At 58.7% G+C, this 25,570-nt stretch carries 21 protein-coding genes and 1 pseudogene; 7 read left to right on the forward strand and 15 right to left on the reverse strand.

The annotated features are described in order from the left end of the window. The coding region (locus BQ9843_RS01130; protein WP_195906591.1) for a zinc ribbon domain-containing protein at window positions 1-851 on the reverse strand (851 nt) is incomplete at its 3' end. Between the two features lie 353 nt (window positions 852-1,204). Between BQ9843_RS01130 and BQ9843_RS01135 the strand changes: the two genes are divergently transcribed. Further along, window positions 1,205-2,434, forward strand: a complete 1,230-nt coding sequence (locus BQ9843_RS01135) for a chloride channel protein (protein ID WP_075843544.1) — start codon at window positions 1,205-1,207, stop codon at window positions 2,432-2,434. 65 nt (window positions 2,435-2,499) lie between these two features. On the opposite strand, the gene aspS is transcribed toward BQ9843_RS01135, so the two are convergent. Further along, the gene (gene aspS / locus BQ9843_RS01140) at window positions 2,500-4,254 is read right to left on the reverse strand and encodes an aspartate--tRNA ligase (RefSeq protein ID WP_075843673.1); all 1,755 of its coding nucleotides are present in this window, start codon (window positions 4,252-4,254) and stop codon (window positions 2,500-2,502) included. A 361-nt stretch (window positions 4,255-4,615) separates the two neighbouring features. Here aspS and serB point away from each other — a divergent pair, with 361 nt between their 5' ends. The 4 genes from serB to BQ9843_RS01160 all read left to right on the forward strand — a co-directional run bounded on the left by serB (window position 4,616) and on the right by BQ9843_RS01160 (window position 7,636). Then, window positions 4,616-5,305 (forward strand): phosphoserine phosphatase SerB, encoded by a 690-nt coding sequence (serB, locus tag BQ9843_RS01145; protein ID WP_075843545.1) that lies wholly within the window; start codon window positions 4,616-4,618, stop codon window positions 5,303-5,305. A 114-nt stretch (window positions 5,306-5,419) separates the two neighbouring features. After that, window positions 5,420-6,202, forward strand: coding sequence for a nickel pincer cofactor biosynthesis protein LarB (gene larB / locus BQ9843_RS01150; protein ID WP_075843546.1), 783 nt, complete (start codon window positions 5,420-5,422; stop codon window positions 6,200-6,202). Window positions 6,203-6,212: 10 nt separating this feature from the next. Then, window positions 6,213-7,094: a nickel pincer cofactor biosynthesis protein LarC gene (larC, locus tag BQ9843_RS01155; protein WP_075843547.1), complete on the forward strand. Its 882-nt coding sequence runs from the start codon at window positions 6,213-6,215 to the stop codon at window positions 7,092-7,094. A 2-nt stretch (window positions 7,095-7,096) separates the two neighbouring features. Further along, entirely contained in the window at window positions 7,097-7,636 is a 540-nt protein-coding gene (locus tag BQ9843_RS01160; protein ID WP_052445239.1) for a TetR/AcrR family transcriptional regulator, read from the forward strand. Window positions 7,637-7,957: 321 nt separating this feature from the next. On the opposite strand, the gene larD is transcribed toward BQ9843_RS01160, so the two are convergent. The 6 genes from larD to BQ9843_RS01190 all read right to left on the reverse strand — a co-directional run bounded on the left by larD (window position 7,958) and on the right by BQ9843_RS01190 (window position 16,990). After that, window positions 7,958-8,689 (reverse strand): D/L-lactic acid transporter LarD, encoded by a 732-nt coding sequence (gene larD, locus BQ9843_RS01165; RefSeq protein WP_075843548.1) that lies wholly within the window; start codon window positions 8,687-8,689, stop codon window positions 7,958-7,960. 49 nt (window positions 8,690-8,738) lie between these two features. Continuing rightward, window positions 8,739-10,016, reverse strand: coding sequence for a nickel-dependent lactate racemase (gene larA, locus BQ9843_RS01170; RefSeq protein WP_075843549.1), 1,278 nt, complete (start codon window positions 10,014-10,016; stop codon window positions 8,739-8,741). A gap of 349 nt (window positions 10,017-10,365) precedes the next feature. Then, entirely contained in the window at window positions 10,366-13,149 is a 2,784-nt protein-coding gene (locus BQ9843_RS01175; RefSeq protein WP_083647857.1) for a phosphoenolpyruvate carboxylase, read from the reverse strand. Between the two features lie 519 nt (window positions 13,150-13,668). Next, window positions 13,669-14,982, reverse strand: coding sequence for a histidine--tRNA ligase (hisS, locus tag BQ9843_RS01180; RefSeq protein ID WP_075843550.1), 1,314 nt, complete (start codon window positions 14,980-14,982; stop codon window positions 13,669-13,671). A gap of 74 nt (window positions 14,983-15,056) precedes the next feature. Then, window positions 15,057-16,028 carry a DMT family transporter gene (locus BQ9843_RS01185; RefSeq protein ID WP_230205521.1) on the reverse strand — a complete coding sequence of 324 codons (972 nt, stop codon included), beginning with the start codon at window positions 16,026-16,028 and terminating at the stop codon, window positions 15,057-15,059. Window positions 16,029-16,138: 110 nt separating this feature from the next. Further along, complete coding sequence (locus BQ9843_RS01190; protein ID WP_075843551.1) at window positions 16,139-16,990, reverse strand: class II fructose-bisphosphate aldolase; 852 nt, start codon at window positions 16,988-16,990, stop codon at window positions 16,139-16,141. Between the two features lie 316 nt (window positions 16,991-17,306). Between BQ9843_RS01190 and BQ9843_RS01195 the strand changes: the two genes are divergently transcribed. Together BQ9843_RS01195 and BQ9843_RS01200 are read left to right on the forward strand one after the other, a co-directional pair. After that, window positions 17,307-18,149, forward strand: coding sequence for a DeoR/GlpR family DNA-binding transcription regulator (locus tag BQ9843_RS01195; protein WP_075843552.1), 843 nt, complete (start codon window positions 17,307-17,309; stop codon window positions 18,147-18,149). A 190-nt stretch (window positions 18,150-18,339) separates the two neighbouring features. Next, a complete protein-coding gene (locus tag BQ9843_RS01200; RefSeq protein WP_075843553.1) occupies window positions 18,340-18,939 on the forward strand; it encodes a flavodoxin domain-containing protein in 600 nt (199 codons plus the stop codon). Window positions 18,940-19,041: 102 nt separating this feature from the next. Here the strand turns inward: BQ9843_RS01200 and BQ9843_RS01205 are convergent, their stop codons facing one another. The 7 genes and pseudogenes from BQ9843_RS01205 to BQ9843_RS01235 all read right to left on the reverse strand — a co-directional run bounded on the left by BQ9843_RS01205 (window position 19,042) and on the right by BQ9843_RS01235 (window position 25,497). Further along, on the reverse strand, window positions 19,042-19,977 hold the full coding sequence (locus tag BQ9843_RS01205) for a hexose kinase (RefSeq protein WP_075843554.1): 936 nt from the start codon (window positions 19,975-19,977) through the stop codon (window positions 19,042-19,044). A 9-nt stretch (window positions 19,978-19,986) separates the two neighbouring features. After that, entirely contained in the window at window positions 19,987-21,150 is a 1,164-nt protein-coding gene (gene nagA, locus BQ9843_RS01210) for an N-acetylglucosamine-6-phosphate deacetylase (protein WP_075843555.1), read from the reverse strand. Between the two features lie 144 nt (window positions 21,151-21,294). Further along, complete coding sequence (agaS, locus tag BQ9843_RS01215) at window positions 21,295-22,467, reverse strand: AgaS family sugar isomerase (RefSeq protein WP_075843556.1); 1,173 nt, start codon at window positions 22,465-22,467, stop codon at window positions 21,295-21,297. A 114-nt stretch (window positions 22,468-22,581) separates the two neighbouring features. Beyond that, a complete protein-coding gene (locus BQ9843_RS01220; RefSeq protein ID WP_230205523.1) occupies window positions 22,582-23,262 on the reverse strand; it encodes a GntR family transcriptional regulator in 681 nt (226 codons plus the stop codon). Window positions 23,263-23,312: 50 nt separating this feature from the next. Then, a pseudogene (locus tag BQ9843_RS01225) lies at window positions 23,313-23,501 on the reverse strand (winged helix-turn-helix domain-containing protein); the annotation flags it as partial. 120 nt (window positions 23,502-23,621) lie between these two features. Further along, the gene (locus BQ9843_RS01230; protein ID WP_075843559.1) at window positions 23,622-24,704 is read right to left on the reverse strand and encodes a PTS system mannose/fructose/sorbose family transporter subunit IID; all 1,083 of its coding nucleotides are present in this window, start codon (window positions 24,702-24,704) and stop codon (window positions 23,622-23,624) included. Beyond that, window positions 24,694-25,497 (reverse strand): PTS mannose/fructose/sorbose/N-acetylgalactosamine transporter subunit IIC, encoded by an 804-nt coding sequence (locus tag BQ9843_RS01235; RefSeq protein WP_075843560.1) that lies wholly within the window; start codon window positions 25,495-25,497, stop codon window positions 24,694-24,696. Before BQ9843_RS01235 ends, BQ9843_RS01230 begins: the two co-directional genes overlap by 11 nt. Window positions 25,498-25,570 lie beyond the last annotated feature (73 nt).

Raw genomic sequence — 25,570 nt, forward strand, 5'->3', positions numbered from 1 at the left:
AGCGCCTCGGCGTCGAAGGTGCAGCCCGCGTCCGCGGCGCCCTTGTCGCCCTCGGCCCACTTTTTCGCGTCGGCGATCTGCTCATCCGTCACGTCGGTCGCAGGAACCGGGTCGAGCGTTACAGCGTCTCCGGTAGCGTCGACGCCGTCCTTCTTCGCGGCAGACTTTTCGTCAACCTTCACCTCGACCTCGGTATCCGGAACGGCGTAGATAGTCCCGTCTGCCGCGATGGGCGAGCCCGCCACGATGACGGTATATGTACCGCGGCGCAGCTTGAGGCCGGCACCCGCGGAGTCAACGTAATAGACCTTGTTGACCTTCTTGCCGCGCTCCTCACGACCCTTCACCCGCAACGGTACGCGCGACGCGCCGGCTGTGGTGTTCCAGCCCTCGGCCGATACCGACACGCGCACGACGTACTCGGCCGCGAGAGCCTCCTGCTCGGCGGCCTCACGCGCACGCTCGGGGGCGACGACGCCAAAGTAGTAACCGGAACCGCCCAGAACGAGCAGGACCACTATAATCACGGCGATTATGAAGGGCTTCTTAGGACGGGCAGAGCGAACGGGGGCGACGGCGCCCTCGGCGTCGGCATCGGCGCTATCGGACTCCAGCCCGAATACTTTTCCCGTGGAGCTTCCCTCGGCCGACTCGGGCGAAGCAGCTACGCTGCCCGTCGGCTCGCCCTCGTCCTCCACACTAACAAGCTGCCCCGAAGCTTCATCAGCATCGTCAGGCGCCTGTTCAGATTCCCCCAATGGCCCCTCGCTCGCATCCGCGACGGGCAAGCCGCACTTGGGGCAAAACCTGGCACCGCCTTCCATCTCGGCACCGCACTTTCGGCAGAACATATCGTCTCCTTCTCCCCCGCGCCTCCGCAAATGCAGACGCGTATCTATCATCTCCATGGCACTATAAAACCGCCTGCCGAAGTTACGCAATATCAAGGCATTCGCCACCCAACTCAACGCCCGGGCAGCCCTTTCAATCAACGATTTCGATACCCTGATACGCCTCATCTCGTTGACCCAGCCAGAGCGTGAGGTTATGATTTCGCCTGCGGAATGAATGTCTCCGCTGGGCAAAACCGAGCGCGTTGCCAGGCTGAGCCCTAAACCGCCTTGTTGCTGATGACTTCTGCTGTCTTGCATTGCCCCAGGCAATCGCTATGCAGCAGAAGTCTTTTTTATTAAGGAGCGAAACGATGGCAAAAACCAACATAGGCCATAGATTAAAACATGCAACCAGAACCTACGGCGGCCTGTTGATCATGGGGGCCGTAGCCATCCCAATCGGCCTTATCGTCGGTGCCATCGACGCCGTCTTTGGCCGCACGCTTTTGGCAATCGGATCATTTCGAGACGCACATCTTGCACTCCTTTTGCCCTTCCTGGCACTCGCCGGTCTTGCCATCGTCTTTTGTTATAAGAAATGGGGCAAAAACACCGGTCGCGGCATGAGTCTTGTGTTCGATGTGGGCCACGGACGCGAAGAGAGCATCTCGCTACGCCTGGTGCCGCTCATCATGGGCGGCACATGGGCGACGCATCTCTTTGGCGGCAGCGCCGGACGCGAAGGCGTAGCCGTGCAGATCGGCGCCACCGTCTCACACTGGATCGGCCGCAAGCTGCCCTTCAAGCATCCCGGCAACACCTTCCTGCTCATTGGCATGGCAGCGGGATTCGCCGGGCTTTTTCGCACACCGCTCGCCGCAACGGTCTTTGCGCTCGAAGTGCTCGTGGCAGGCCGCCTGGAGTATCGCGCGCTTTTTCCCGCACTGATCGCATCGCTTGTCGCAAGTGCAACCTCGGGCGCTCTGGGACTCGAGAAGTTCGAGGTCGCTCTTACCGCAACGGTCTCGCTCGATGCTACGGGAATCGCTCGACTTGCCATCCTGGGTGTTGTCTTTGGCATCGTTGGCGGCGCCTTTGCTTGGTGCCTCGCCCATGCCAAAACCCTTGCGGGGCGTCTGGCACTCAACCCCTACATCCGCATCGGCGTTATCGGTGCGGCCCTTTCGATACTCCTCTTTGCCCTGTGGCAGGGACGTTACTGCGGACTTGGTACCAATCTGATTTCGGCAGCCTTCGCAAACAGCGCCACCATCTACTCCTGGGATTGGATCGCTAAATTCATCCTCACTATCGTCACGCTTGCCGCCGGCTACCAAGGCGGCGAAGTAACGCCCCTGTTCTCCATCGGCGCCAGCCTGGGGGTGGCCATATCTGGACTTGCCGGTATCGATCCCCTTCTTTGCGCGGCACTTGGATACGCTGCGACGTTCGGCGGCGCTACCAATACGTTGCTCGCACCCATCTTCATCGGCTGCGAGGTCTTTGGATTTAGCCACCTTCCGGCGTTCTTTATCGTCTGCGCCGTCGCATATCTCTTCAACATGGATAAATCAATCTATACGCTGCAGGAACGCGCCTAAAAATGAGGCAAGGTCTTGACGACCTTGCCTCATTTTCTTGTATTGGTTTTAACTCAAACCCGGCCCTACATCAGGCGCAGGGAAACATCCTTGAGCTGCGCGCCAGAGACGGCACTCGGGGCGGCCGACATGAGGTCGGAGCCACTCGCCGTCTTGGGGAACGCCATGACGTCGCGGATGGAGCTGGAGCCGGCAAGCAGCATGCACACGCGGTCGAGACCCAGCGCAAAGCCGCCCATGGGGGGCGCACCGAACTTGAGCGCCTCAAGCACAAAGCCAAACTGGGACTCTGCGCGCTCCTCGGTAAAGCCGAGCAGCTTGAGCATGGCCATCTGCATATCGGCGTTGTGGATACGCATACCGCCACCGCCGGCCTCAAAGCCATCCATGACAAAGTCGTACGTAAAGGAGCCGGCCGCCAGAGGATCAGCCTCGATCTTGGAGATATCGCTCTCGGTAGGCAGCGTAAAGGGCTGATGCTCGGCGGCATACGCCTTGCGCTCCTCGTCCCAGTGGAACAGCGGGAAGTTGACAACCCACAGGAAGTCGTGACCCTCGCGCTCGATATTCAGGGCATCGGCCATGTGGGTGCGCATGCCGCCCAAAATCTCGTCGGAAGCAAGACGCGGACCAGCGGCGAACATCACCAGGTCGCCAGGCTCGACGTCCATGCGCTCACGCAGGGTCGCCATTTCCTCATCGGAGAAGAACTTGACGATGGGGCTGTTCATGGAACCATCCTCGCGGAAGGCGATCCAAGCCAAGCCCTTAGCGCCAAACTTGGCGGCAACGTTGCCCAGCTTGTCGATCTGTGCGCGCGGCCAGGTGCCAGCGCCCTTGGCGTTAATGGCCTTGACCACGTGGCCCTCGGTCTTTGCAGCGCTTGCAAACACCTTGAACTTGGAGTCGGCAAACACGTCGGTAAGGTCAACCAGGTGCATACCATAGCGGGTATCGGGCTTGTCAGAACCATAGGTGTCCATGGCATCCCAGTACTGGATGCGACGAAGCGGCGTGGGGAGATCGACGCCCATGCGACCAAAGGCGTCTGCCAGCACCTCCTCGAGGGCACTCATCACGTCATCCTGGTCCACGAAGGACATCTCGATATCCACCTGAGTGAACTCGGGCTGGCGATCGGCGCGAAGGTCCTCGTCGCGGAAACATTTGGCAACCTGGTAGTAGCGCTCAACGCCACCGACCATGAGCAGCTGCTTCAGAAGCTGCGGGCTCTGAGGCAGGGCGTAGAAGTTTCCCGGCTGGATGCGGCTGGGAACGATGAAGTCACGTGCGCCCTCGGGCGTGGACTTGAAGAGGCAAGGCGTCTCGACTTCCATGAAGTCGCGGTTGTGCAGCGCCTCGCGGATAGCGAAGGTAAAGTCAGAGCGCAGGCGCAGGTTTGCCATCATCTCGGGACGACGGATGTCCAGGTAGCGATAGCGCAGGCGCGTATCCTCGCTGGTCTCGATACCATCCTCGATCTGGAAAGGCGGAGTCATGGAGGTGTTGAGCACCTCGGCGTGATCGGTCAGGACCTCGATCTCGCCGGTTGCGAGTTTGACGTTGGTAGTCTCCTCGCCACGGGCGCGCACGACACCGTGGATCTTGATGGGCCACTCGGGACGCATGGTCTCGGCGATCTTGAAGGCGTCACCGTCGGAGTGCTCGGGATCGAACGTGAGCTGCGTAATGCCCTCGCGGTCGCGAAGGTCGCAGAAAATGAGGCCACCGTGGTCGCGGCGGCGGCTTACCCAACCAGTAAGGGTAACCTCCTCGCCCACGTTCTCGCGGCGAAGCTCGCCGCAGGTGTGCGTGTGCATGGAGTGCTCGTCAATGGGACGAGTGCTGGTGTCTGCCACAGATATCTCCTTTTTTGATCTGCGCCGCCCCGTGTCGTACGGGCGGCTGGCGTACAGATTGCCGGAGCGCGTAGACAGCGCGATCCGGCACGGCGTACTAGTCTAACGCGAAACGCATCCCTCTGCCGCAAAAATGTGCAGACGCATGGCGAGTCTTAACACAGTCGCAACCACAAAACCCAAAGCTCTGCGAATGGCAACGCGTATCTTCCCCGCTCAACGATGCATGCGGTGCATGGAACGCATATGACATCGTAAACGGTTCCTGCCTCAAAACGCTCCATTGCGCTACAGTGGTCCAAACCGATTGCAAGGAGCCCCCATGACCGCATCGTTCAAATCTCCCCGCGCTGCCAACGAACAAGAGCGCCACGCCGCCGACATGCGCCTCATCGTGATGGATATCGACTCGACGCTCATCAATGAAGAAGTCATTGACCTGCTGGGCGAGGAAGCGGGCGTCGGCGAGCAGGTTGCGGCGATCACCGAGCGCGCGATGCGCGGCGAAATCGATTTCAAGCAAGCGCTCGAAGAGCGCGTGGGGCTTCTTGCAGGCCTCGGGCAAGAAGTGTTCGATCGTACCTTTGAGCGCGTGACCTTCACGCCGGGCGCGCTCGAGCTGGTGCGCGCAGCACATGCGCGCGGATGGAAGGTCGGCGTGGTGAGTGGCGGCTTCCACGAGGTCGCCGACCGTATCGTCGAGACGGCAGGTATCGACTACTGTCTGGCAAATCGCCTGGAGGTACAAGGCGGCAAGCTCACGGGCAAACTTGCGGCAGAAATCGTCACGCGCGAGCGCAAGCTCGACGCCCTTCGCTCATGGGCGCACGAGCTCGGCCTTCCCCTGTCCCAAACGGTCGCCATGGGCGACGGCGCCAACGATATCCCTATGATTCAAGCCGCAGGCACCGGCATTGCGTTTTGCGCCAAACCCAAGACCCGCGAGGCGGCCCCATTTGCCATTAATGAGCGCAACCTGATGCTCGCCATGGATATCATCCTGCGCGACTAATCGATCTGTCTAACAATTGAATCAGTCTGTCCTATAGTTTCCGAACAATTTTGTCTTAGTGTTCGGAAACATACCCTTTGAGTGCTAGACTTTGCGCCGTCGAAGGGAACATATATGGATAAGCAGGATCTTGAGCAGTTGCTGCGCGACGTTGCCAGCGGGAGCGTTGCGCCCGCCGATGCCCTCACGCGCATCCAGACGGCGCCGACCGTCGATCTGGGCTTTGCGCAGCTCGATCTTTCGCGCGGAGTGCGCCAGGGAGCCGGCGAGGTTGTCTACGGCGCCGGTAAAACCGCCAAACAGATTGCCGCCATTATCGAAGCGCTGCGCGATGCCGGCCAGGAGCGCATCCTGGTCACGCGTCTGGACAGCGAAAAAGCAGCCCGCACCTCGAAACTCCTCGGCAAGGGCATCGACCTGGGATATGTCCCGGACGCACAACTCGCCCTCGTGGGCGGCAAGCCCTCCCCTACCGGCAACGGACGCATCGTCGTCGCCTGCGCCGGCACGAGCGACTTGCCCGTCGCCGAGGAAGCCGCGTTGACGGCCGAGTTCTATGGCAACGAGGTCGATCGCCTCTACGACGTAGGCGTCGCCGGTCTGCACCGTCTGCTCGCGCATGCCGAGGAACTTGCCCAGGCGCAGGTGGTCATCGCCATCGCCGGCATGGAGGGCGCCCTGGCGAGCGTTATCGGCGGCCTGGTGAGCTGTCCGGTCATAGCCGTTCCCACCAGCGTGGGTTACGGCTCGAGTTTTGGTGGCGTAGCCGCGCTGCTCGCCATGCTCAACTCCTGCGCCAGCGGTGTTTCGGTCGTCAATATCGACAACGGCTTTGGCGCCGCCTACCAGGCAAGTCTTATCAATCACCTGAGCGCCGGCACACCCTGCGCCCGTTAAGGAGCATTCCATGTCCAACCATCAGCACACGCTTATCGTCGACGGCACCTCGGGCATCAGCGGCGATATGACCGTTGCAGCCCTACTCGACCTGGGCGCCAGCGAGGAACACCTGCGCGAACAGCTCGCCACGCTGCCGGTCGACGGCTTTACGATCGCCGTCACGCGCGTAAACAGGCATGGCATCGACGCCTGCGATTTCGACGTTCAGCTTGCAGAGGGACTCGAGAACCACGACCACGATATGGCATGGCTCTACGGCAACGAAGCGGCCGCCGAGCACACACACGAGCACGAGCACTGCCACGAGCATGACCACGAGGCCCACGGCCATGGCCACGAGGACCATCATCACGCCCACCACCATCACCACCGCTCTTTGGCCGATGTCACCGCCATCATCGACGGCTCGCAGATGAGCAACGGCGCCAAGCGTCGCGCCCTCGCCATTTTTTCCGTACTCGCCGCTGCCGAGGCCAAGGCTCACGGCAAAACGCCCGAGACCGTCATGTTCCACGAGGTGGGCGCCGTCGACTCCATCGTTGACGTCTGCTCGGTCGCCATCTGCCTCGACGACCTGGGTATTGAGGATATCGTGGTCGAGTCGCTCTCCGAGGGCCACGGAACCATCCACTGCGCCCACGGCCTTATGCCCATCCCGGTGCCCGCTGTCGTCAATCTGTGCCAGGCGGGCAATATCGCCCTCACGCCCGCGCCGGTCGCAGGAGAGCTCGTAACGCCCACGGGCGCCGCCATCGTCGCCGCGCTGCGCACGTCCGAGCACCTGCCTTCACGCTACCGCATCGAAGCCGTCGGCTACGGCGCCGGCAAACGCCCCTACGAGGGTTGCTCCGGCACGCTCCGCTGCCTGCTCGTTCACGCGGACGCATAGCCATGGACGCCCGCAAGGCAAAAAGCCGCGCTGCCATCGTTTCGGCATTCTCCGAATTGCTGTGCGAAGAAGACTACGGCAAAATCACTGTCGGCGACATCATCGCACGCGCTCGCGTGGGCCGTGCAACGTTCTACGGACTCTTCAAGAGCAAAGACGACCTGCTCGCCGAGCTCGTGTGCGATATCTGCACCCATGCTCTCGACGATGACGGTACGCCCCTCGATGACCCACTCGTACAGGTCGAGCATATCCTTAGCAACCTGTGGGATCGTCGTCAGGGCGTACGGGCACTGGTGGCCGGCGCCGGCTCGCGCGTCTTCGCCGACAGCCTCCGCAAGACCATCGCGACCCGAGCAACCGAGGCCCTACCCGTCAACCCGCAGGGCCCAGCAGCCACCATGGACCGAAGCTTTCTGCTCCACCACATAGCCTCAAGCTTCGTAGGAATGGTCCAATGGTGGGCCTGGCACAACTTCCAAGCCAACAAAGCCGACGTAGCCAAAGACTACCTCTCAGCCATAAAACCCCTCTTCAACTAAGTAAACCCCTCATCCCAAAGTTCCGCCCTCATCTCAAAGCCCCGCCCCAACCCAAAGCACAATCCATCCCAAAGTATCGACAACAGCCCAACGCCCCTACCAGCAACAAGCCCCTCCCATCCAAATTCAGATATATATGTTGGGTTGCTTGTACGAACGCAACAAAGATCCCGTAGCTGGCCGCATGGGGTGACTTCCCAGCGCATTCCGCAGGACGCAAAAAGGCTCGCCGCACGAAGTGCGCAGCGAGCCTTTTTGCATGTCCGAGGACGCGCCGGGAAGTCACCCCATGCGGCCAGCGGACAACTATGTAGCCTTGGACTAGAACATGCCCAAGAAACCATGCACAAACAGCGCGGCCAGAGCGGCACCGACAAACGGAGCAATGCCAGGAACGAGCAGGCCGTACTTCCAGTTGTTGTCGGCCTTGTTCTTGATCGGCAGCACCTGATAAGCCATGCGAGGACCAAGGTCACGAGCCTGGTTCATGGCGAAGCCGGTGATACCGCCCATGCCCATGCCAACGGCCCATACAATCAGGCCGACGCAGATAGCGAGCATCAAAACGTTCTCGCCGGCGCGGTTAGCAGCAGCAAGGATGGCGCTAATGAACACAAAGGTGCAGATAGCCTCGCAGAAGAAGTTGCGGGCATAGTTCGTACCCTCGGTGGTGGGGTTGGTCGAGAAGATATTGCGCTGGGCAATGGGGTCGATGACGCCATCGGAAGCCTTGAACTCATCGGCATACATGAGCCATGCGATGCAGGCGCCCACGAAGCCGCCAAGCATATCGGCAAGCATGAAGGGAATGCAGCTGCTCCACGGCACCAGGCCTACGATGCACTGGGCAAGCACCATAGCCGGGTTCATGCACACGGCGCCGCCAAAGACAAACAGGCAGACCGAGATGCCAAAAGACCAGGTGGTGATGGCAAACATGTGGCCGGAGCCCTGATACTTGGTGCCCTTGAGCACGGTATCGCAGTGTACGCCCACACCAAAGATGATCATGAGGGCCGTTGCGCCGAATTCGCAGAGGAGTTTGGTAAGCATAAAACCTTATCTTTCTTGTCGGTTATAAACGATTCGTTTAGGCCGCGCACTAGTGCTGCGCGACGACAACGCCCAGGCCATCGGGAATGACGGCCACCTTGGCATCGGCACCCTTCATCTCAAAGGCGAGCTTGAGCGCCTCCTCGATAGTGTTGACCGGCGTCATGTGCATATCCTTGAGCATCTGGTGATCGCACAGGTCGGTAACCATAATCACAGGGTGATGCGCCAGGATGCGGGCGAAAATCTGGCTCGTCCACTGGTCGGGCAGAGTCTCGTCCTTAGGACGATCGATGCAGGCACGCTCGAACTCTGCCGGATCGTTGTCGGCGATGTTGTGATAGAAGCCCTCGCCACCGTGACCGTCGGCGCAACCGGCGACGTCGATGATCACGCCGCCCTCGGGAAGCGTGGCCTCGGCAGCGCACATGCCCTTCACGGCCTGGTAGATGTTCTGGTCGAGCGGGTAGCCGCCGTTGGTGGTGATGGCAATCTCGCACTCGACGGGCTCAACGCCGGCAAGGCTCTTCACGAACTCGCAACCAGCCTCGTGCGCCTTGTGGATATCGCCGGCAAAAGAGCCAATGACCTCGTGCTTACCGTTGAGCACCACGTTAAGCACAAAGGCAAGGTGAGCCATCTCGGCAGCAGCAAACATGTCCTCGCTCACGTGGTTGTGGCACAGGTTGCCAGCACGCGAGTGGGAATCATTCACAAACTGACCGTTGTGGTTGTACATGATGGTCTTGTAGCTGGCGATGCCGGGCAGGACGGACTTGCGGCTGCCAGAAAAACCGGCAAAGAAGTGCGGCTCAATAAAGCCCTCGGCAAGCAGCAGATCGCAATCGGCGGCAATCTTGTTGATGATGCACTCGCCACCAGAAGGCAGGGTGCCGATCTTTTTCATCATGCTGTCGTCAGTCGCGACGTGCATAACGATTTCCTCGTTGGCAACGATCTCCTCGCCGTACTTGTTGACGAGCTCCTCGTGCGTCGACGGACGATGCATACCCGTAGCAACCAGAATGCGAACGCGCGCCTCAGGCGCAGCGGAGTGGATGTGATGCAGCAGAATAGGCATCGTCACACGTGAGGGAACGGGGCGCGTATGGTCGGAGCTAATGATGACGATATCCTTTTTGCCAGCACAAAGCTCCTCGAGCGAAGGCGAGCCATAAGGGTTGGCAAGCGACTCCTCTACCAGCTCTTCCTGCGATTTCGTAGTCTTAAACTCGTTTTGATGACCTTCCATCACACCAGCGAAGCTCTTATCCTCAAGCTCCAGATGCAGCGTCTTGTGGTCAAACGGCAGTTCACATTCAAACAACGACGAACGCCCTCTTCCTTTCAACTGACACACTAGCAAACCGTTGAGAGGATACGCCGCTCGCCAAAAAATGCCACCGTTTGCTCACCCGTTAACAGAACGTTCATATTAGAATGCTACGAAACGGCCGCAGCCTCAAAGAGGACCGCGGCCGTATGCGCAAAGGCGCTAGGGGCGAAGCGCCGCACGCGCCCAATGAATCTCAACTCCAGCCGAAAAGGCGCTAGGCGCTAACGCCCGCCGGGACAGACCCCCTCCAAAACGCGCAAAGCGCACCGCTCTTCTTTTTTTGCTTTAATCCCAGAAGAACGAGGGCGAAGGGAATCGATGAGAGCCACAGGGCTATCGATTACCCCGTGTTTTGCAATCCCGCCGAGACACCGGTCACAGTCGAAAGAATCAAACTCATATACTCGGCCTTCGCCTCTTCCGAAAGCTGGTCTTGGTTCATACGAACCTCGCGCAGCGCGCGAACCTGCGCAAGCGAAAGCGCATCGACATACGGATTGCGCACGCGCACGGCGCGGCCCAACACGCGACGACTCTGCAGGGGCCAATCATCGCCGGTGATAGCAAGCGTCCACTTACGCGTGAGCTGCATCTCTTCAAAGACCTTGGACGCCAGGTCATCGCGATCGCCCAAAGCCAGATACATCTTGGCAATGCGGCCGTCGGTCTTGGCAATCGACATCTCGATATTATCGATAAACGTCGAAAACAGCGGCCATTCAGCATAGGCGCGACGCAACAGGTCCAGGTCACCCAGCTTCTCGCATGCGGTACCCAAGCCATACCACGCGGCAAGATTGATGCGCGCCTGCGACCAGCTAAAGACCCAAGGAATCGTGCGCAAGTCGTCAAGTGATTTCGCGCCCAGGCCGCGCTTTGCCGGACGGCTGCCGATAGGCAACAGGCCGACCTCGGTCAACGGCGTCACCGTCGAGAACCACGGGGCAAAGTCGTCGGTACCCAGCAGGTCCAGATAACGCTCGTGAGCCGCATGGTTCAGGCGCTCAGCCATGTCGGCGAATTCTTCCGTCATGCGCGTATTGGTGCGCTCGATGCTTGGCGCCGAATTGAGCAGCGTCGCCGCGGCAACGCTCTCCACGTGCCGCTGAGCAAGTGTCTGGTTCCCGTAACGCGCAAAGATGATCTCGCCTTGCTCGGTCACCTTAAAGAAGCAGTTCACCGATCCCGCAGGCTGCGCCAACACGGCACGGTTTGCCGGGCCGCCGCCACGACCCACAGCGCCGCCACGACCGTGCATGAGCACAAGGTCGATGCGGTTCTTCTCGGCCCAGTGGGCGATGCGCTCCTGCGCCGCGTGCAACGCGAGCGTCGCCGTGGTGGGACCGGCATCCTTCGAGGAGTCCGAGTAGCCAAGCATGACCTCCATGCGGCGGCAGGTCTGTGCCAAACGCGCTTGGACCGCAGGCAGCTCGAGCATCTGATCGAGCACGTCGACGCAGCCTTCAAGGTCCTCAAGCTGCTCGAACAGCGGAATGACATCGAGGGCCGGCACGTCCTCGCTATGAGCGAAGGCAAGACGCGCCAGCTCATAAACATCGGCCACGTGTTGAGCGCTCTTGGTAAACGAGATGATGTAGCGGTGTGCCATTTTCTTGCCATAGCGGCGCTGAATGGAGCCGATGGCGCGGAAGGTATCCAAGACCTCGCGCGTCATGGGCTGCAGGTCGCCGTTCACTCCGTGCTCGCGAATGTCCGCAAGGGCGCGGGCGTGCACTACCGAGTGCTGACGGAATTCCATCTCTACCATGTGGAAGCCAAAAGTCTCCACCTGCCAGATAAGTGTCTGCACCGGGCCATATGCGGCGCGCACGGCGCCTGCCTTCGCCAGCGAGCGCTGGACAACGCGCAGGTCAGCCAAGAATTCCTCAGCGCTGCGGTACATAGTGTCTGCGTTGCGCGACACCGTCGCTTCAAGACGCGAAGCCATGACGATCATCACCGCACGATGCGGCTCGGATGCCGAAATATCACGTGCGCGCGAAGTAAGAACCTCGCTCATCTCCACCTGATGATTCCATAGGTTGAGCAGCTCCTCAGAAGGCTCGGTATAGCCAGCCTGGAGAGTCAGATTGCGGCCCACGCGCATGCACTTATGCGCAAGCGTCGCCACCATATGACTCGAGAACTTAGCTGCCACCTGTCGGCTCACCTTGGCAGTCACATTAGGATTGCCGTCTCGGTCCGAACCAATCCAGCTGCCCGGATGGAAAAAGGCCGGGCACACCGGGGCCACGCGACCGGCACGCTCGCCCAAAATCCAGTCGTCAAAACGACGATAGATACGCGGCACCGTTTCGAACAACGTGTTGTCAAAGATATCGATGATGGTATCGGCTTCTTCGACAGGCGTCGGCTTTTTGATGGCGATGGGCGAGGTGCGCACCAGCGCGTCGATCTCCTGGAGCAGGTGGCGCTCGTTTTCCACGAGGTCCGATCCACCCAGACGCGGACGCTCGGAAAGAAGCGCCGAGATGCGACGGATCTTTCCTTCAACGGCTTTGCGGCGTGCCTCGGTAGGATGCGCGGTGAAGACCGGGTGGAACTCCAAGCGATTGAGCAACTCAGTCGCACGCGCCACTCCGGCTTCTTCCACCAGCTGATGATAGGCAACGGTGAGTTCATTGCCGGGGTCGACATCCATGTCGGTGCTCACGCCCTGTTCGCGCTCATGCAGCGCTTCGACGCGATAGTTTTCCTCGGAAAGATTTGCCAGGTGGAAGAAGGCGGTAAAGGCGCGCACAACAACTTGAGAGCGCTCTACCGGCAGCGAGTCGAGCAGCTCTACCGCGGCACGGAAAGCACGGCCGCTATTGCTTGTGGACAGAGGGATGCCCTCGCCATCAACGGGTTCGTCCGCGGCGGCGCGACCCGGATCGCCCTCGTTGGCGGCAATTACATAGGAGAGCAGCTTGTCGAATAGCTCGCAGATCGATGGATCGTACTCCGTGAGCACTCGACGCTCCAGGCGCAAGAACAGCGCCAAGTTTTCGCGGAGAGTATCGGGGATATCGATCTCGGTTAGCGGGGTGGCGGTGGTATCCGGCAAAGCCCCCGTCGAGGCTGCGGAACTTTGTGCGATCGATTCGGCCGTGGGCTCGCTCATATCAACGCTCCATTCTGCATTGTTCCACGCTATCGGGATATACGTCATTGGGGTGTTAGTATAAGCGCCCTGTTTCACAAACGGCAAAACGCTTGAGTAAAACGGGGCTTTCTCTAGACCATGGAAACCGTTTAGAAATACTCAACTGCCATTTGTAGACAGATATCAATAAATGTCGCCAAATAGCTTACTTTTCTCCCGTTCCAAGCCGTCCATAAAATGCTACCGCAATAAAACAATTTGAAGTGCGTACCTTAAATCAAAAATGGTAAGTATACCTATTAATTAACCCCCTGCAATCCTGGTGGTTTTGTCGTCTAAAACAGGTGTCTACTCTGCATTATCAATTTAGGGTACGCACTTCGAAGAGTTTTGATTTGAGAACCCCAATTCGGGCGTTTTTTCGGCCGGTGCAGCGGCTTCTTACATGGCGCGCGGCGGCACCGCAGCAAAAAAGCGGCTGCGCATCGCGCAGCCGCCTACAACACAAGCAGCAATCAGCTATATAACGCCGCCACGCTACAGGCGCGACGAAACCTCGGCGACCACGGCATCGCGCGAAACGAGAACTTCCTCATGGCTTGCCATATCGCGCAGCTTGACCTTGCCCTCTGCAAGCTCATCGGCGCCAACGACCACCATAAGAGAAGCGCCCAATTTATCGGCCTGCTTGAACTGGGCCTTGAGCGAACGGCCCTGGTAGTCGGCCTCGGCATGAATACCCGCAGCACGTAGCTCGTTACTCACGGCAAAGACATCGCCGCGCTGATCGGCAGAAACATTCGCAACATACACGCAGGGAGCGGCCACCGTGGTCATGCTTCCGCCAAACGCCTCGAGGGCCAGCAGCGCGCGCTCAAAGCCCACGGCAAAGCCAACGCCCGGAGTATGCTTGCCGCCCTCGAGCTCGACCAAGCCATCGTAGCGACCGCCGCCGCCAATAGAGCCAACGCCAGCGCCCGGAGCCTCGACCTCAAAAACGGTACGCGTATAGTAATCTAGGCCGCGCACGAGCGTCGGATCCTCAACATACTGGATACCGGCGACATCCAGATAGCGCTTGACCTGCTCGTAGTGCTCACGGCACTCGTCGCACAGATGCTCCCGCATAAGCGGGGCATCAGCCATGATCTCGCGGCAGTGATCGTTTTTGCAATCAAAGGCACGCAGCGGGTTGATCTCTGCGCGCTCGCGGCACTCGTCGCACATGTCGTCCGCATGATCCAGGATAAACTGGCGCACCTGATCGCGATAGGCAGGACGGCACGCGGGGTCGCCCATCGAATTGATAAGCAGGCGAAGCTTGGACAGATCAAAGCCCAAGCGCTTGTAGAACTCCATAAGCATGATGATGCACTCGGCGTCCGCTGCGGGATCGGGGGCGCCCAGCCACTCGATGCCTACCTGGTGGAACTGGCGCAAGCGGCCCTTTTGCGGACGCTCGCCGCGAAACATCGCTTCGGCGTAGTACGCCTTGAACGGAGCGGCGCCCTGAGGCACCAGATTGTTCTCCACCACAGAACGCACAACGCCGGCCGTACCCTCGGGACGCAGGGCCAGGCGCTGCTTTGCCTTGAGCTTGGCGTCGGTGCCCTCTTCCAGCACGCGCGCAAAGTTGGCGCCCGAGAACACGCGGAACATCTCTTTGCGCACCACGTCCGTGGACTGGCCAATGCCATGCACAAAGACATCAACCTGCTCGATAGCGGGAGTCTCGATAGGCTCGAAGCCATACGGCTCAAACACGCTGGCGGCAACCTCTTGCATATGCTGCCACGCGCGCATCTCGCTGCCGATCAGATCCTTAGTACCTTCTGCCTTCTGTGCCTGCATGGAGCACACCTTTCTTTTTGCACATTCAAACGCCCAACATTATAGAGGATACGCAACCGACCAGTTGATCTGCATCATTTTCGACGCAGAAATGCGAAATGCGTTTCCGAGAGCACGACCGAGAGGAAAATCAGCGCAAAACCAAACAGCAGACGGCCAGTAAGCACCTCGCCGCCCAACAGCACGGAGAAGAGCACGCCCGAGGGCGACTCAAGAGAGAGCAGCAACGAGCCAGTCGAAGAGGGAACGTGCGCAAGTCCCAGATTTTGAACGAGCATGCCCACGCAGGTGCATATCACTGCCAAGAACAAAACAGTACCAACGAGAGACGGCGTAAACGTCGCCAGCGGAGGAGTCTGCTCGGTGAACAACCAGCCTGCGACGCAGAGCAAGGCAACCACCAAAAACATCCAAAACGTTATGGCATTCACATCGAGATTGCGGCCGAACTTAGCAGCGATCACGATCTCGATTGCAAAAAAGACCGCGCCCGCGAGTGTCAAAAGGTCGCCCTTTCCCACGGTAAGGCTATCGAGTGCCACGAATGCGATGCCCGCAAGACACAAAAACGCCGCTCCCAGGTTATAGCGCGTGAGCTTCTCGCCCATCACCGCATGTCCGATAAAGGGCACGAGTACGCAATATGTTCCCGTCAAGAACGCGCTCTTTCCTGCTGTGGTATCGACAAGCCCCACGGTTTGCAACACGTACGCAGCCCAAAGCGAGGTACCCATCAAAAGGCCGGCGACGATATACGTCCGGTTGAGATGGGCGCGAATGCGGCGGAAAAACAGGGCGAGCATGATGAGTGCAGCGATGAGAAAACGGCAGGCAAGCAGCAGATACGGCGGCAGTGCATCAAGCACGTCTTTCATCATGCAAAAGGAAAAGCCCCACATGAGCGCCATGGCGACGAGCATGGTTTTCCAAAACAAAGGTGAGCGGGCGCCCGCGCCGCGCAGCTCACCCGGGGCTCGATCTTCGAGCGCCACTGGCACGCCATCGTCAAACGATTCCGTATTCGTACTATCGAGCTTGCTGGTCACAGCCCTCTTCTCCTATAAAACGTGACAATCAAACCTGAGGTATTGTCACACAAAAAGGGCCTCGGAGCACCCTCCGAGGCCCTTCTCGAAATCAAAATGAGCGTTGCCTCTTACGCGCGGCCCACAGAACCCAGATTCTCCATGCGGATCTTCACGATATCCGTAATCTCGGCCATGCCCTCGCGGCCCGGCTTCTTGGGATCGAAGCACTCGGGGTTCTCGGACATGTAGCGCATGAAGCCCTTGGTGAAAGCCTGACGCAGCTCGGTGGCATAGTTGACCTTGCAGATGCCGTTCTTGATGGCCTCGGCGACCTGCTCATCGGGCACGCCAGAGGTGCCATGCAGGACCAGCGGGATATCAAGCTTGGAAGCGATGGCCTTGACCACATCCTGCTGGATATGCGGGGTGCCCACATACACACCGTGCGCGGTGCCCACGCCGATGGCAAGGCTCGTGCAGCCGGTGCGCTCCACAAACTCCACGGCCTCGTCGGGATCGGTGTAGGGATTTTCGCCCTCGACTGCCGGGCCGTCGTCTTCCTTGCCGCCGACCTTGCCAAGCTCGGCCTCCACGGGCACGCCCATGGCGGCACCGGCATCGGCAACCAGCTTGGTGAGGGAGATGTTGTCCTCGAACAGCTCATGGCTGCCATCGATCATGACAGAGGTGTAGCCGGTACGAAGGGCCTGCATGCAGCGGTTATAGCCGTCACCATGATCCAGGTGCAGCGCCACGGGAACCTCGGTGCGCTCGGCCGCAGCCTTGACCATGCCGTAGAAGTAATCGAGACCGGCAGCCTTAATGGTGCCCGGAGTGGTCTGCATGATGACGGGAGACTTGGTCTCCTCGGCAGCCTTGAGCACAGCCATGACGAACTCGAGGTTCTCGACGTTGAAGGCGCCCACGCCGTAGTGGTTCTTCTTTGCGTCGAGCAGCATCTCCTTGGTGGTAACGAGCATGATCGCTCCCTTCTGCACGGGATCGCCCCGGCATTGCGGCGCCGCGCATCCCCGCGCGAGCCAAACGTTGATGCCATTGTATAAAATCCACTCTCTACCTGCGAAGTCGCCTCTCTTATCGTTCGAGTCCGTTCGCAAAGAAACGCAAGCGGCACCCTCAGTGGAAATCTCCTTTTGCCAGTATTGATGGGCGACGGCTGTTCCATATTCACTTGCATTTGCGCAAAAACAAAGCAAACGATATGCTTTTTCTTGCGTAATACGAAAATAAAGCAAAATAGAATCTGCACATTTCGACCCTCATCCGGAGCCTCTCATGAGTAGCAACGCCGCAACTTTTGCCGAAGAACGCCGCGCAGCCATCCTCGATATGCTCGAGCATTCCGCGTCCGTACAGGTATCGGATCTTGCTCGCACCTTCGGAGTCTCCGCTGTCACCGCACGCGCCGATCTTGACGCGCTCGAAGCGGCAGGCAAGCTGCGCCGCACACACGGCGGCGCCGTCTCGCTGCACAAGGCACTGACCGTCTCCATTCAAGACAAGCGCATCAACCTCAACGTCGCCGCCAAGCAGGCCATCGCGCAAACCGCCATTGAACTTGTCGAAGACGGCGACTCGATCATTGTCGACTCCGGCACCACTGCCCTCGAGTTCGTGCATGCCCTTACCGCGCGCCGCGACATCACGGTTATCACCGCCGATGTCACCATCGCCAACTATATTGACGACAGTCTTCCCCAAACCGATGTAATCCTGCTGGGAGGGACCTTGCGCAAAGGCCACCGTTATCTCTATGGGCCACTTGCCCTGCGCGCGCTTGAAGTCCTTCATGCCGATAAGGCGTTCCTGTGCCCCACTTCGTTTGTCCCCAACCGCGGGCTCATGACCAACTTCGAACAGATGGCGCAGATTAAAAGCGCTTTTATCGAGGCGGCGTCGACCTCGATCGCCCTCATCGACGCAACAAAGGTCGACGCGGGCGGCCTTATGCTCTTTGCCCCGCTCGAAAGAATCGACGTCCTCGTCATGGACCGCGATCCCGAAGGAGTCGTCACTCGCCAAATCGAGAGCTGCGTCGAGAAAGGAAAACACACCCCACAGTTGATACTGTCAACGAGCCAGGCAGCGCACTCTAGCTCAAAGTTCCCCGAACCCTAGCATGGTTTTGCGCAACCGGTTTTACCCTATTTCGAAACGCTAAGTCCAGTACGCCTTTATTTTATTAGCCCCATTCATATAGGCACCCCAAAGCAGTCCCCGCCCATCTTGCTCCCCTTGACCGATTACGCGCGCATCCTCAAACACATCCCGCTATCATGGTGGTTACTACCACTTTTGAGGAGCCCTTATGAAGACCATGATCTTGTATCAATCAAAGCACCACGGCAATACAAAGAAGCTCGTCGATGCCATTTGCGCCAGTGACCCCGAAGTCCAAGTCATCGACGTTGCCACCGTTGACAAGGATCATGAAGAAATCGATCTCTCGGAGTATCCTCTCATCGGCATCGCCTCGGGCATCTATTACGGTAAGTTCGACCAGACCCTTCTGCGCATCATGCAAAAATCGGTCTTCGATGGCTACATGGTTTTTGGCCTCATGACCTATGGCGGCAAAAACAAATGGTATACGCGCGATCTCGAGGGAATCGCAAGAGCTCAACGCGCAACGTATATCGGAACCTACGGTGCATGCGGCTATGACACATTCGGACCCTTCAAACTCGTGGGCGGCGTCATGAAAGGCCACCCCACCGCAGAGGAAGTCCAAGGAGCAGCCGACTGGTACGAACGTCTTATCGAGGAGTATGGCGAGCCCATCCAAAACGAGTATGTGAAACGTCGCAAACGCGAAGCGTGGGAGGCTGCGCACCCCGACCCGAGCATGATGGCAAAGCTCAAAAACACCGCGCGACACATCGCCGGCATTCACAGAAAGCAAGGCTAGCCCGACCTCGCACCTCCCCAACGCATAAAACGGGACCCGCCAGATAACCGGCAGGTCCCGATACGCGGGCCGGTAATGCACCGGCCCATTTTCTTGCACGCCCTAGAGGCGCTTCACCTCAATCGAGTTGAACACGCTATCCCACTCGGACATAACCAGGTGACCGGTCTGCGGGTCCATAGCATTCAACTTGCCGCAGGTATTACCCCAACGCAAAACGTCCTCGTCATCCATCCCTGCCGCAATGGCATGCGCAAAGCCTGCAACAGTCGAATCGCCGGAGCCTGTTGCGTTGACCGCCTTGATAGCAGGCGTCACCACGCGATAGCCGCGACCATCGTGGAAGGCCACAGCACCGGCAGCGCCCATCGTGACAACCACCCAAGAGATGCCGGCAAAGCGCTCATCAGATGCGAGAAGCCCCTCGAGCTCCGCCACGTCATCGGGTGTATAGTTTGCGCCCAAAAGACCACAGATCTCGGAAAGATTGGGCTTGATGAGCGTGGGCTTCACCGGAGCGTTCAAGATAGCATCGAGAGAGGCTCCCGACGTGTCAACCAGCACGGGAACGCCCGCAGCATGCGCTGCCTCGACGAGCTTGACGTAGTAATCCACATCGATACCCGCAGGAAGGCTTCCGGAGATGGTCACGCACGATGCCGTGCCGACTAGTTCATTGAACTTCGCATCGAATCGTACGAGCTCGTCGGCAGAAACGGTGGGGCCGCTCTCCAAAAACTCCGTCTGGGCGCCATCATGGATAACGGCAATACAGATGCGGCTCTCACCCTCAATTGAAACAAAATCATGAGGAATGCCATCGTCGTCCATGCGATCAGCCAGGAAAGCACCCATGTGTCCACCCAGCAGACCGGTAGCTATAACATCGTCGCCCAACTGACAAAGCACACGGCTCACGTTCAGGCCCTTGCCGCCGGCAGTCTTTTGCGGCACGACACGGTTCACATCGTCCACAACCAGATGATCGATCGTATAACGCGTATCGATCGAAGGGTTCATCGTAACGGTGAGAATCATCACAGTCCCCTATTCACTTAGCGGAACACGCACGCCGCCCAGGTAGGTCTCGGCAAGCGTCAGGTCGTTGTTGAGAATCACGAAGTCGGCATGGCGACCCGGCACGATCGATCCGCAGCGATCGTCGATATGCGCGGAGCGCGCAGCGACCTCAGTGCCCATGCGAATGGCCTGCTCAGCAGAAACAATGTTCCAGTCATAAACGTTCTTGACCACATCACACATCACCGCAACGGAACCGGCAAGGCTCGATCCGTCGCGCAGATAGCAGGCACCGTCGCGCATGACCACAGGCAGACCGCCGCTCATGTACTCGCCTGCAGGCATACCGCCGCAGCCCAGACAGTCGGTGATAAGCACCACGTGGTCCCAGCCCTTGGCGCGCACCAGGGCCTCGACGGCAGCAGGCATCACATGATGGCCATCGGCGATAACCTCTGCATAGGTCTCGGGCGTAACCATCGCGCAACCGACAATACCCGGGTCGCGATGATGTAGGCCACGCATGCCGTTATACGTGTGCGTAAAGCAGGTGGTACCGGCATTGACCGCAGCAAGAGCTTGCTCGAAGGTCGCATCGGAATGTCCGATGCTCGTTACGATGCCCTCGGCGGCAAGCGCCGAGATGTACTCGATCGAACCGTCGTGCTCGGGAGCAAGCGCGCTCTTGACGATACGGCCACCCGCCGCCTGCTGCCAATCGGCATACAGGTCATAAGCGGGATCGATGAGAAACGCGGGGTTCTGGGCACCCACATGCTTTTGAGTAAAGAAGGGCCCTTCGAGGTAGATGCCCTGAATGCGAGCTCCCATAAACTCGGCACCGCGTACCTCGTCTGCCTCGGCGATAGCGGCGCAAGCCGCGCGGATGTTCTCGGGGGCCTCGGTGAACGTAGTGGGAATCCAAGAAGTGGTGCCACGGCGAACAAGCTCGGCGCTGGAAATATTAATCCCCTCAGCGTCACAATCGGTCGTAGCGTGGTTATAGAATCCGTGGATATGGGTGTCCACGAAGCCAGGCGCAACCCAGCGACCACCGCAATCAACAATCTCGCACGCAGGTTCCTGCGCCTGCCAAGATCCAAAGTGACCATCGACAACGGTCAGGTATCCGTCATCCATAACCCTTCCGGGCAAAACGAAATGTGCATTGGAAAGTGCATAGGTGCTCATTTAAATGCTCCCATCGCATCGGTGCGCCGCGCCAAAACCGGGCGAGGCTCAATAAGAAAAGGGCGCCCGCCGCCCGCAAGGACGGTCGGGCACCCGAAATTGGGACCTATAGGCTAGGTTCGCTCATTACATGCTACCGCAGCTTTAAGCCTCATACGGATACGGATGAATGGTAACGCCCTTGACCACACGGTTAACGGTACCGCTGGGGCTCGGCGTATCGGGGGTATTGCCAACACGCACGGAGTTAAGCAGGCTCACCGTCTGGGCAACCATGACGAAAGGCAGGGCAAGGTATGCCTCGGGAAGTGCTTCAGAGCCAGTAAAGGTGAAGGACTCACCCTCGAACAGCTCGCCGGCATCCTGCTGGACTGCGATGGTCTTCATGGCAATCTCGTCGCCGCCAATCTCATGCAGGATGTCCAGGTCGTACTGACGCGTATAGGGGTCGTTATTCACAAACACGAACACGAGCGTCTTGTCGTCAACAAAGGACTTGGGTCCATGACGATAACCCATCGAGGTGTCATAGGAGGTAGCGGTGAGACCGTGAGCGAGCTCAAGAATCTTGAGCTGAGCCTCCTGGGCCAGGCCACCGAAGGAACCCGAACCAAGATAGGTCACGCGGGTGTAATCGCCGGACAGGAAAGCAGCGACCTCTTCCTCACGGGCAACAACGTTCTCGCCCATAACGGCTGCGGCCTCAACCCACGCGGCCTTCTGCTCATCAGAGGCCTCATCGAAGATAAGGGTGGAAAGCAGCTCCATGCAGGTGTAGCTGCCAGTCATAGCGAAGCCCTTGTCGTTTGCCCTCGGGATCAGGACAGTCAGAGCGTTCGAGTCATTGGCAGACTCCACGGCGAGCTTGCCCTCAGGGGCGCAGGTGAGGTTCAAGAACTTGATGTTCTTGCACACGGTGCGAGCAACATTCACGGCAGCCAGGCTCTCGGGGCTGTTGCCGGAACGAGCAAAAGAAACGAGCAGCGTGGGGTCCTCAGGACGCAGGAAGTCAAGGGGAGCAGACACGATGTCGGTGGTAGCAACCGGCTTAAAGTCATACAGGTCGCTGTTGCCGGCATGGCGCAGGTACGGAGCGCAGGTATCGCTAACGTAATCGGAGGTGCCGGCACCGGTGAAGACGACGCTCAGACGGCCCTCACCCATGGCGCGGGCATCAGCCAAGAATGCGTTGATGGCCTCCTTGTTCTCCTTGTAGATGTTGAAGGTGTCGCGCCACAGCTCGGGCTGCTGCTTAATCTCATGCGTGGTGATATCAGCGCCCAAGGCTTTCAAATCGTCGATACTTTTCTCGAACATAGTTGATACCTCTCCTTCTAGATAAGCACTATACGAGGAATTATAATGTTCTGTTGGTTATCTGGTAGTAACCAGTTTGTATTCTAGAAAAATCCACGTGAACCGCAGAAAAATTTAATTGTTCCGGTAGTGGTAGACCTTGTACTTAAATTGGTCGGCACGTGCCACCGAGAGGGTGTACTCCACTATCTCGTTGCGCATGTTATACGTGGTGCGCACAAGGTCCAAAACGGGCGCACCTTCACCGATGTCGAGAAGATGAGCATCGGCAGGACGAGCGATACTCGCGAAGAATTCCTCTTCGGCTACGCGAATCTCCTCCTGATAATCATGCTCGATAATCTCATAGAGCGGCTTTTGCTCAAGAAGAGGCCGCTTCAAAGTAATGAATTTACGCAAGGGCAGATAGCTGCGCTCGACCATCATGGGAACATCGTCCGCTGAACGCAAGCGTTTAATCTTAAAGAGTTTTTCGCCGAGGCGAACTCCCATGTGCTCCGCGAGGTTCTTGTCTGCCTCCATTTCCGCAAACTCCAAAATCGTCGTTTTGGGATTGCGGCCGAGCTCGCGCATCTGCTCGGTAAAGCTATATGACTGCGTGAGATTGGTCGCCTGCACGGAGCGGTCCGATACAAAGGTACCGCGTCCATGCTGGAGAACGACCAAACCAAGGCTCTCGAGCTCTTGGAGAGCAAGACGAACCGTGGTGCGAGAGAGTCCGTAACGCTCCGAAAGCTCACGCTCAGACGGAAGCATGTCACCGGCAACGCACTCATGCTCGATCTTCTCGCTCAATATATCAACAAGCTGATCGTACAGGGGTTGTTTGCGCGTTCCAAGCGNCGAACGACCAAACCAAGGCTCTCGAGCTCTTGGAGAGCAAGACGAACCGTGGTGCGAGAGAGTCCGTAACGCTCCGAAAGCTCACGCTCAGACGGAAGCATGTCACCGGCAACGCACTCATGCTCGATCTTCTCGCTCAATATATCAACAAGCTGATCGTACAGGGGTTGTTTGCGCGTTCCAAGCGCCATGCGGACACCTCATTTCAAAAAACATGACGGAGCATATCGTACGCTCCTAAGAGCTCTGGGGGAAGCTCTAAAAGGGGGATGTGCGGACAGTTACCGCACATCCCCGGCATTGGCAAAATCTTACCAGATGCACGGCCAGAGGCCGAACGGGCCTGCGCCCAGGATGCCCAGGACGAAGAGCAAGAGAATGCCCTTGGTCGGGGTCCAGTTGTGCTTCGCGAACATGAAGTACAGCAGGAGGGTGAGCAGCAGCGGGACAAGCTTAGGAACAATGGTGTTCAGCGTGCTGGCCACGGAGAACGTAACCGGGGACTCGGTGACGGTGCCGTAGGTGACGGAGCTCATGCCATTGCCCATATCGGTAACGCCGCAGTCAACAGCATTGCCATCAGCATCGGTGGCCTTAAGGGCGTTGCCGTCCTCATCGGTCATGGCCATGGTGCCAGCCTCGGCGGTCTCGGTGTCGATACCAGCAAGATCAGAGAAGTTCTCAGCCTCGGCATTGGAAACCACGACAGTGTTGGCGGAGAGGCCACGGGTGGTGCCGTTGGGGATCTCGAGGTTGATCTGGGTGCCGCCCATGGTGACAACCAGGCAGCCCACGACGAAGACGCCCATGATGGAAGCGGCACGGGTGAAGGCCTTCATGTTGGCCGTCAGCGCGTCGATGGCGCTGGTACCCAGCTTATAGGACCAGTTCATGAGCCAGAAGCGCAGAGCGAACTGAACCACGTTGAAGATGAGCAGGAAGATGATAGGCGCAGCGGCGTTTCCGTTGATAGCCATGTTCGAGGTGATGCCAGCCGTGATAGGCACGAGCGTCAGCCAGAACAGAGCGTCGCCGATACCACCCAAGGGGCCCATTGCCGCGACGCGGACGGCGCGGATCGTGGGGATGTCAACCTTGTTCTGCTCGAGCGAAAGCACGATACCCATAACGAAGGTGACGAGGAACGGGTGGGTGTTGAAGAACTCGAGGTTGTGGCTCATCGAAGCCGCAAGGTCGTTCTTGTTGGTGTGAATCTTCTCCAGACCAGGAAGGATGGAGTAGAGCCAACCGGCGGCCTGCATACGCTCGTAGTTGAACGATGCCTGCAGGAAGCAGGAGCGCCAAGCCATCTTGTTTAGGGTCTTCTGATCGAGCTGAGCTGCGGGGGTCAGATCCTCGTAGTGCTCGGGGATAACGTAAGCATTAGATGCCATCTTCGAAGTCACCTCCATCGGAAACAACGGCTGCACCCTTAAGCTCGGTCTGCTGCTGGAAGTCCCAGAAAGCAATACCGAAGCCCACGAGGGCAAGAATCAACAGGGCGGGCGTTGCCAGAGATTCGTTGGCAACGGTGATGATCGCGAGGCCAAAGCCCATGAGGAAGAAGCCCCACATATCGCGCGTCATCATGACCTTGAGCAGGACGGCGAAGCCGACGAAGCGCATCATGCCACCAGCAGCGGAAAGGCCGGTCTGCAGCCAGTCCGGAATGGCGGAGGCGATGGTCTGACCGATCGTAGCGCCAGCGATGAAGAACAGCGTGACGACGACGGCGAAGATAAGACCGAGCAGTGCCATGGCGAAGTAGTTAAGGCGCTCGATGCCCTTGGTGTCGGCGTTGTGAGCCATGTTGTCCGCGGTGGACATGAGCGGCGACATAAGGGTGAACACGAGGGTCACGCCGAGCTGGCCAAGAAGTGCGAACGGAACGGCGAGGCCAACGGCAGCGTTGGGCTCGAGGCCCGATGCAATTGCCAGGACGGCGGCCATAATACCACCGATAACGGCGTTAGGCGGCTGTGCGCCACCGATCGGCATGTTGCCGATGGTCATGAGCTGATAGGTACCACCCACGAGAAGACCGGTGTTGAGGTCGCCAAGGATCAAACCGATGACGGCGCCGGTGACGATGGGCTGATAGAGAGACTCCAAGAAGTTGAACTGATCGATAGCCGCGATAAACGTGACGATGAAGACCAGTGCGACCTGAATAACGGAGTATTCCATCTTGCTCCTCCTTTCATTTGTTTACGCATTGCAATAAAACAAGCATTTGCCGGATTATCCAGCTTGAATGTCA

The sequence above is a fragment of the Collinsella bouchesdurhonensis genome, assembly GCF_900155365.1.
GTDB classification, from domain to species: Bacteria; Actinomycetota; Coriobacteriia; order Coriobacteriales; family Coriobacteriaceae; genus Collinsella; species Collinsella bouchesdurhonensis.

Bases quoted from the DNA above. Each gene is read 5' to 3' on its own strand.
- BQ9843_RS01200 (WP_075843553.1), top strand. From the start codon at position 18,340: ATGAAGACCATGATCTTGTATCAATCAAAGCACCACGGCAATACAAAG.
- larD (WP_075843548.1), bottom strand. From the start codon at position 8,689: ATGCTTACCAAACTCCTCTGCGAATTCGGCGCAACGGCCCTCATGATC.
- BQ9843_RS01190 (WP_075843551.1), bottom strand. From the start codon at position 16,990: ATGCTCGTTACCACCAAGGAGATGCTGCTCGACGCAAAGAAGAACCAC.
- serB (WP_075843545.1), top strand. From the start codon at position 4,616: ATGACCGCATCGTTCAAATCTCCCCGCGCTGCCAACGAACAAGAGCGC.
- BQ9843_RS01235 (WP_075843560.1), bottom strand. From the start codon at position 25,497: ATGGAATACTCCGTTATTCAGGTCGCACTGGTCTTCATCGTCACGTTT.
- BQ9843_RS01205 (WP_075843554.1), bottom strand. From the start codon at position 19,977: ATGATTCTCACCGTTACGATGAACCCTTCGATCGATACGCGTTATACG.
- nagA (WP_075843555.1), bottom strand. From the start codon at position 21,150: ATGAGCACCTATGCACTTTCCAATGCACATTTCGTTTTGCCCGGAAGG.
- aspS (WP_075843673.1), bottom strand. From the start codon at position 4,254: ATGCACACGCACACCTGCGGCGAGCTTCGCCGCGAGAACGTGGGCGAG.
- larB (WP_075843546.1), top strand. From the start codon at position 5,420: ATGGATAAGCAGGATCTTGAGCAGTTGCTGCGCGACGTTGCCAGCGGG.
- hisS (WP_075843550.1), bottom strand. From the start codon at position 14,982: ATGCAGGCACAGAAGGCAGAAGGTACTAAGGATCTGATCGGCAGCGAG.
- BQ9843_RS01160 (WP_052445239.1), top strand. From the start codon at position 7,097: ATGGACGCCCGCAAGGCAAAAAGCCGCGCTGCCATCGTTTCGGCATTC.
- BQ9843_RS01135 (WP_075843544.1), top strand. From the start codon at position 1,205: ATGGCAAAAACCAACATAGGCCATAGATTAAAACATGCAACCAGAACC.
- larC (WP_075843547.1), top strand. From the start codon at position 6,213: ATGTCCAACCATCAGCACACGCTTATCGTCGACGGCACCTCGGGCATC.
- BQ9843_RS01175 (WP_083647857.1), bottom strand. From the start codon at position 13,149: ATGAGCGAGCCCACGGCCGAATCGATCGCACAAAGTTCCGCAGCCTCG.
- BQ9843_RS01195 (WP_075843552.1), top strand. From the start codon at position 17,307: ATGAGTAGCAACGCCGCAACTTTTGCCGAAGAACGCCGCGCAGCCATC.
- BQ9843_RS01230 (WP_075843559.1), bottom strand. From the start codon at position 24,704: ATGGCATCTAATGCTTACGTTATCCCCGAGCACTACGAGGATCTGACC.
- agaS (WP_075843556.1), bottom strand. From the start codon at position 22,467: ATGTTCGAGAAAAGTATCGACGATTTGAAAGCCTTGGGCGCTGATATC.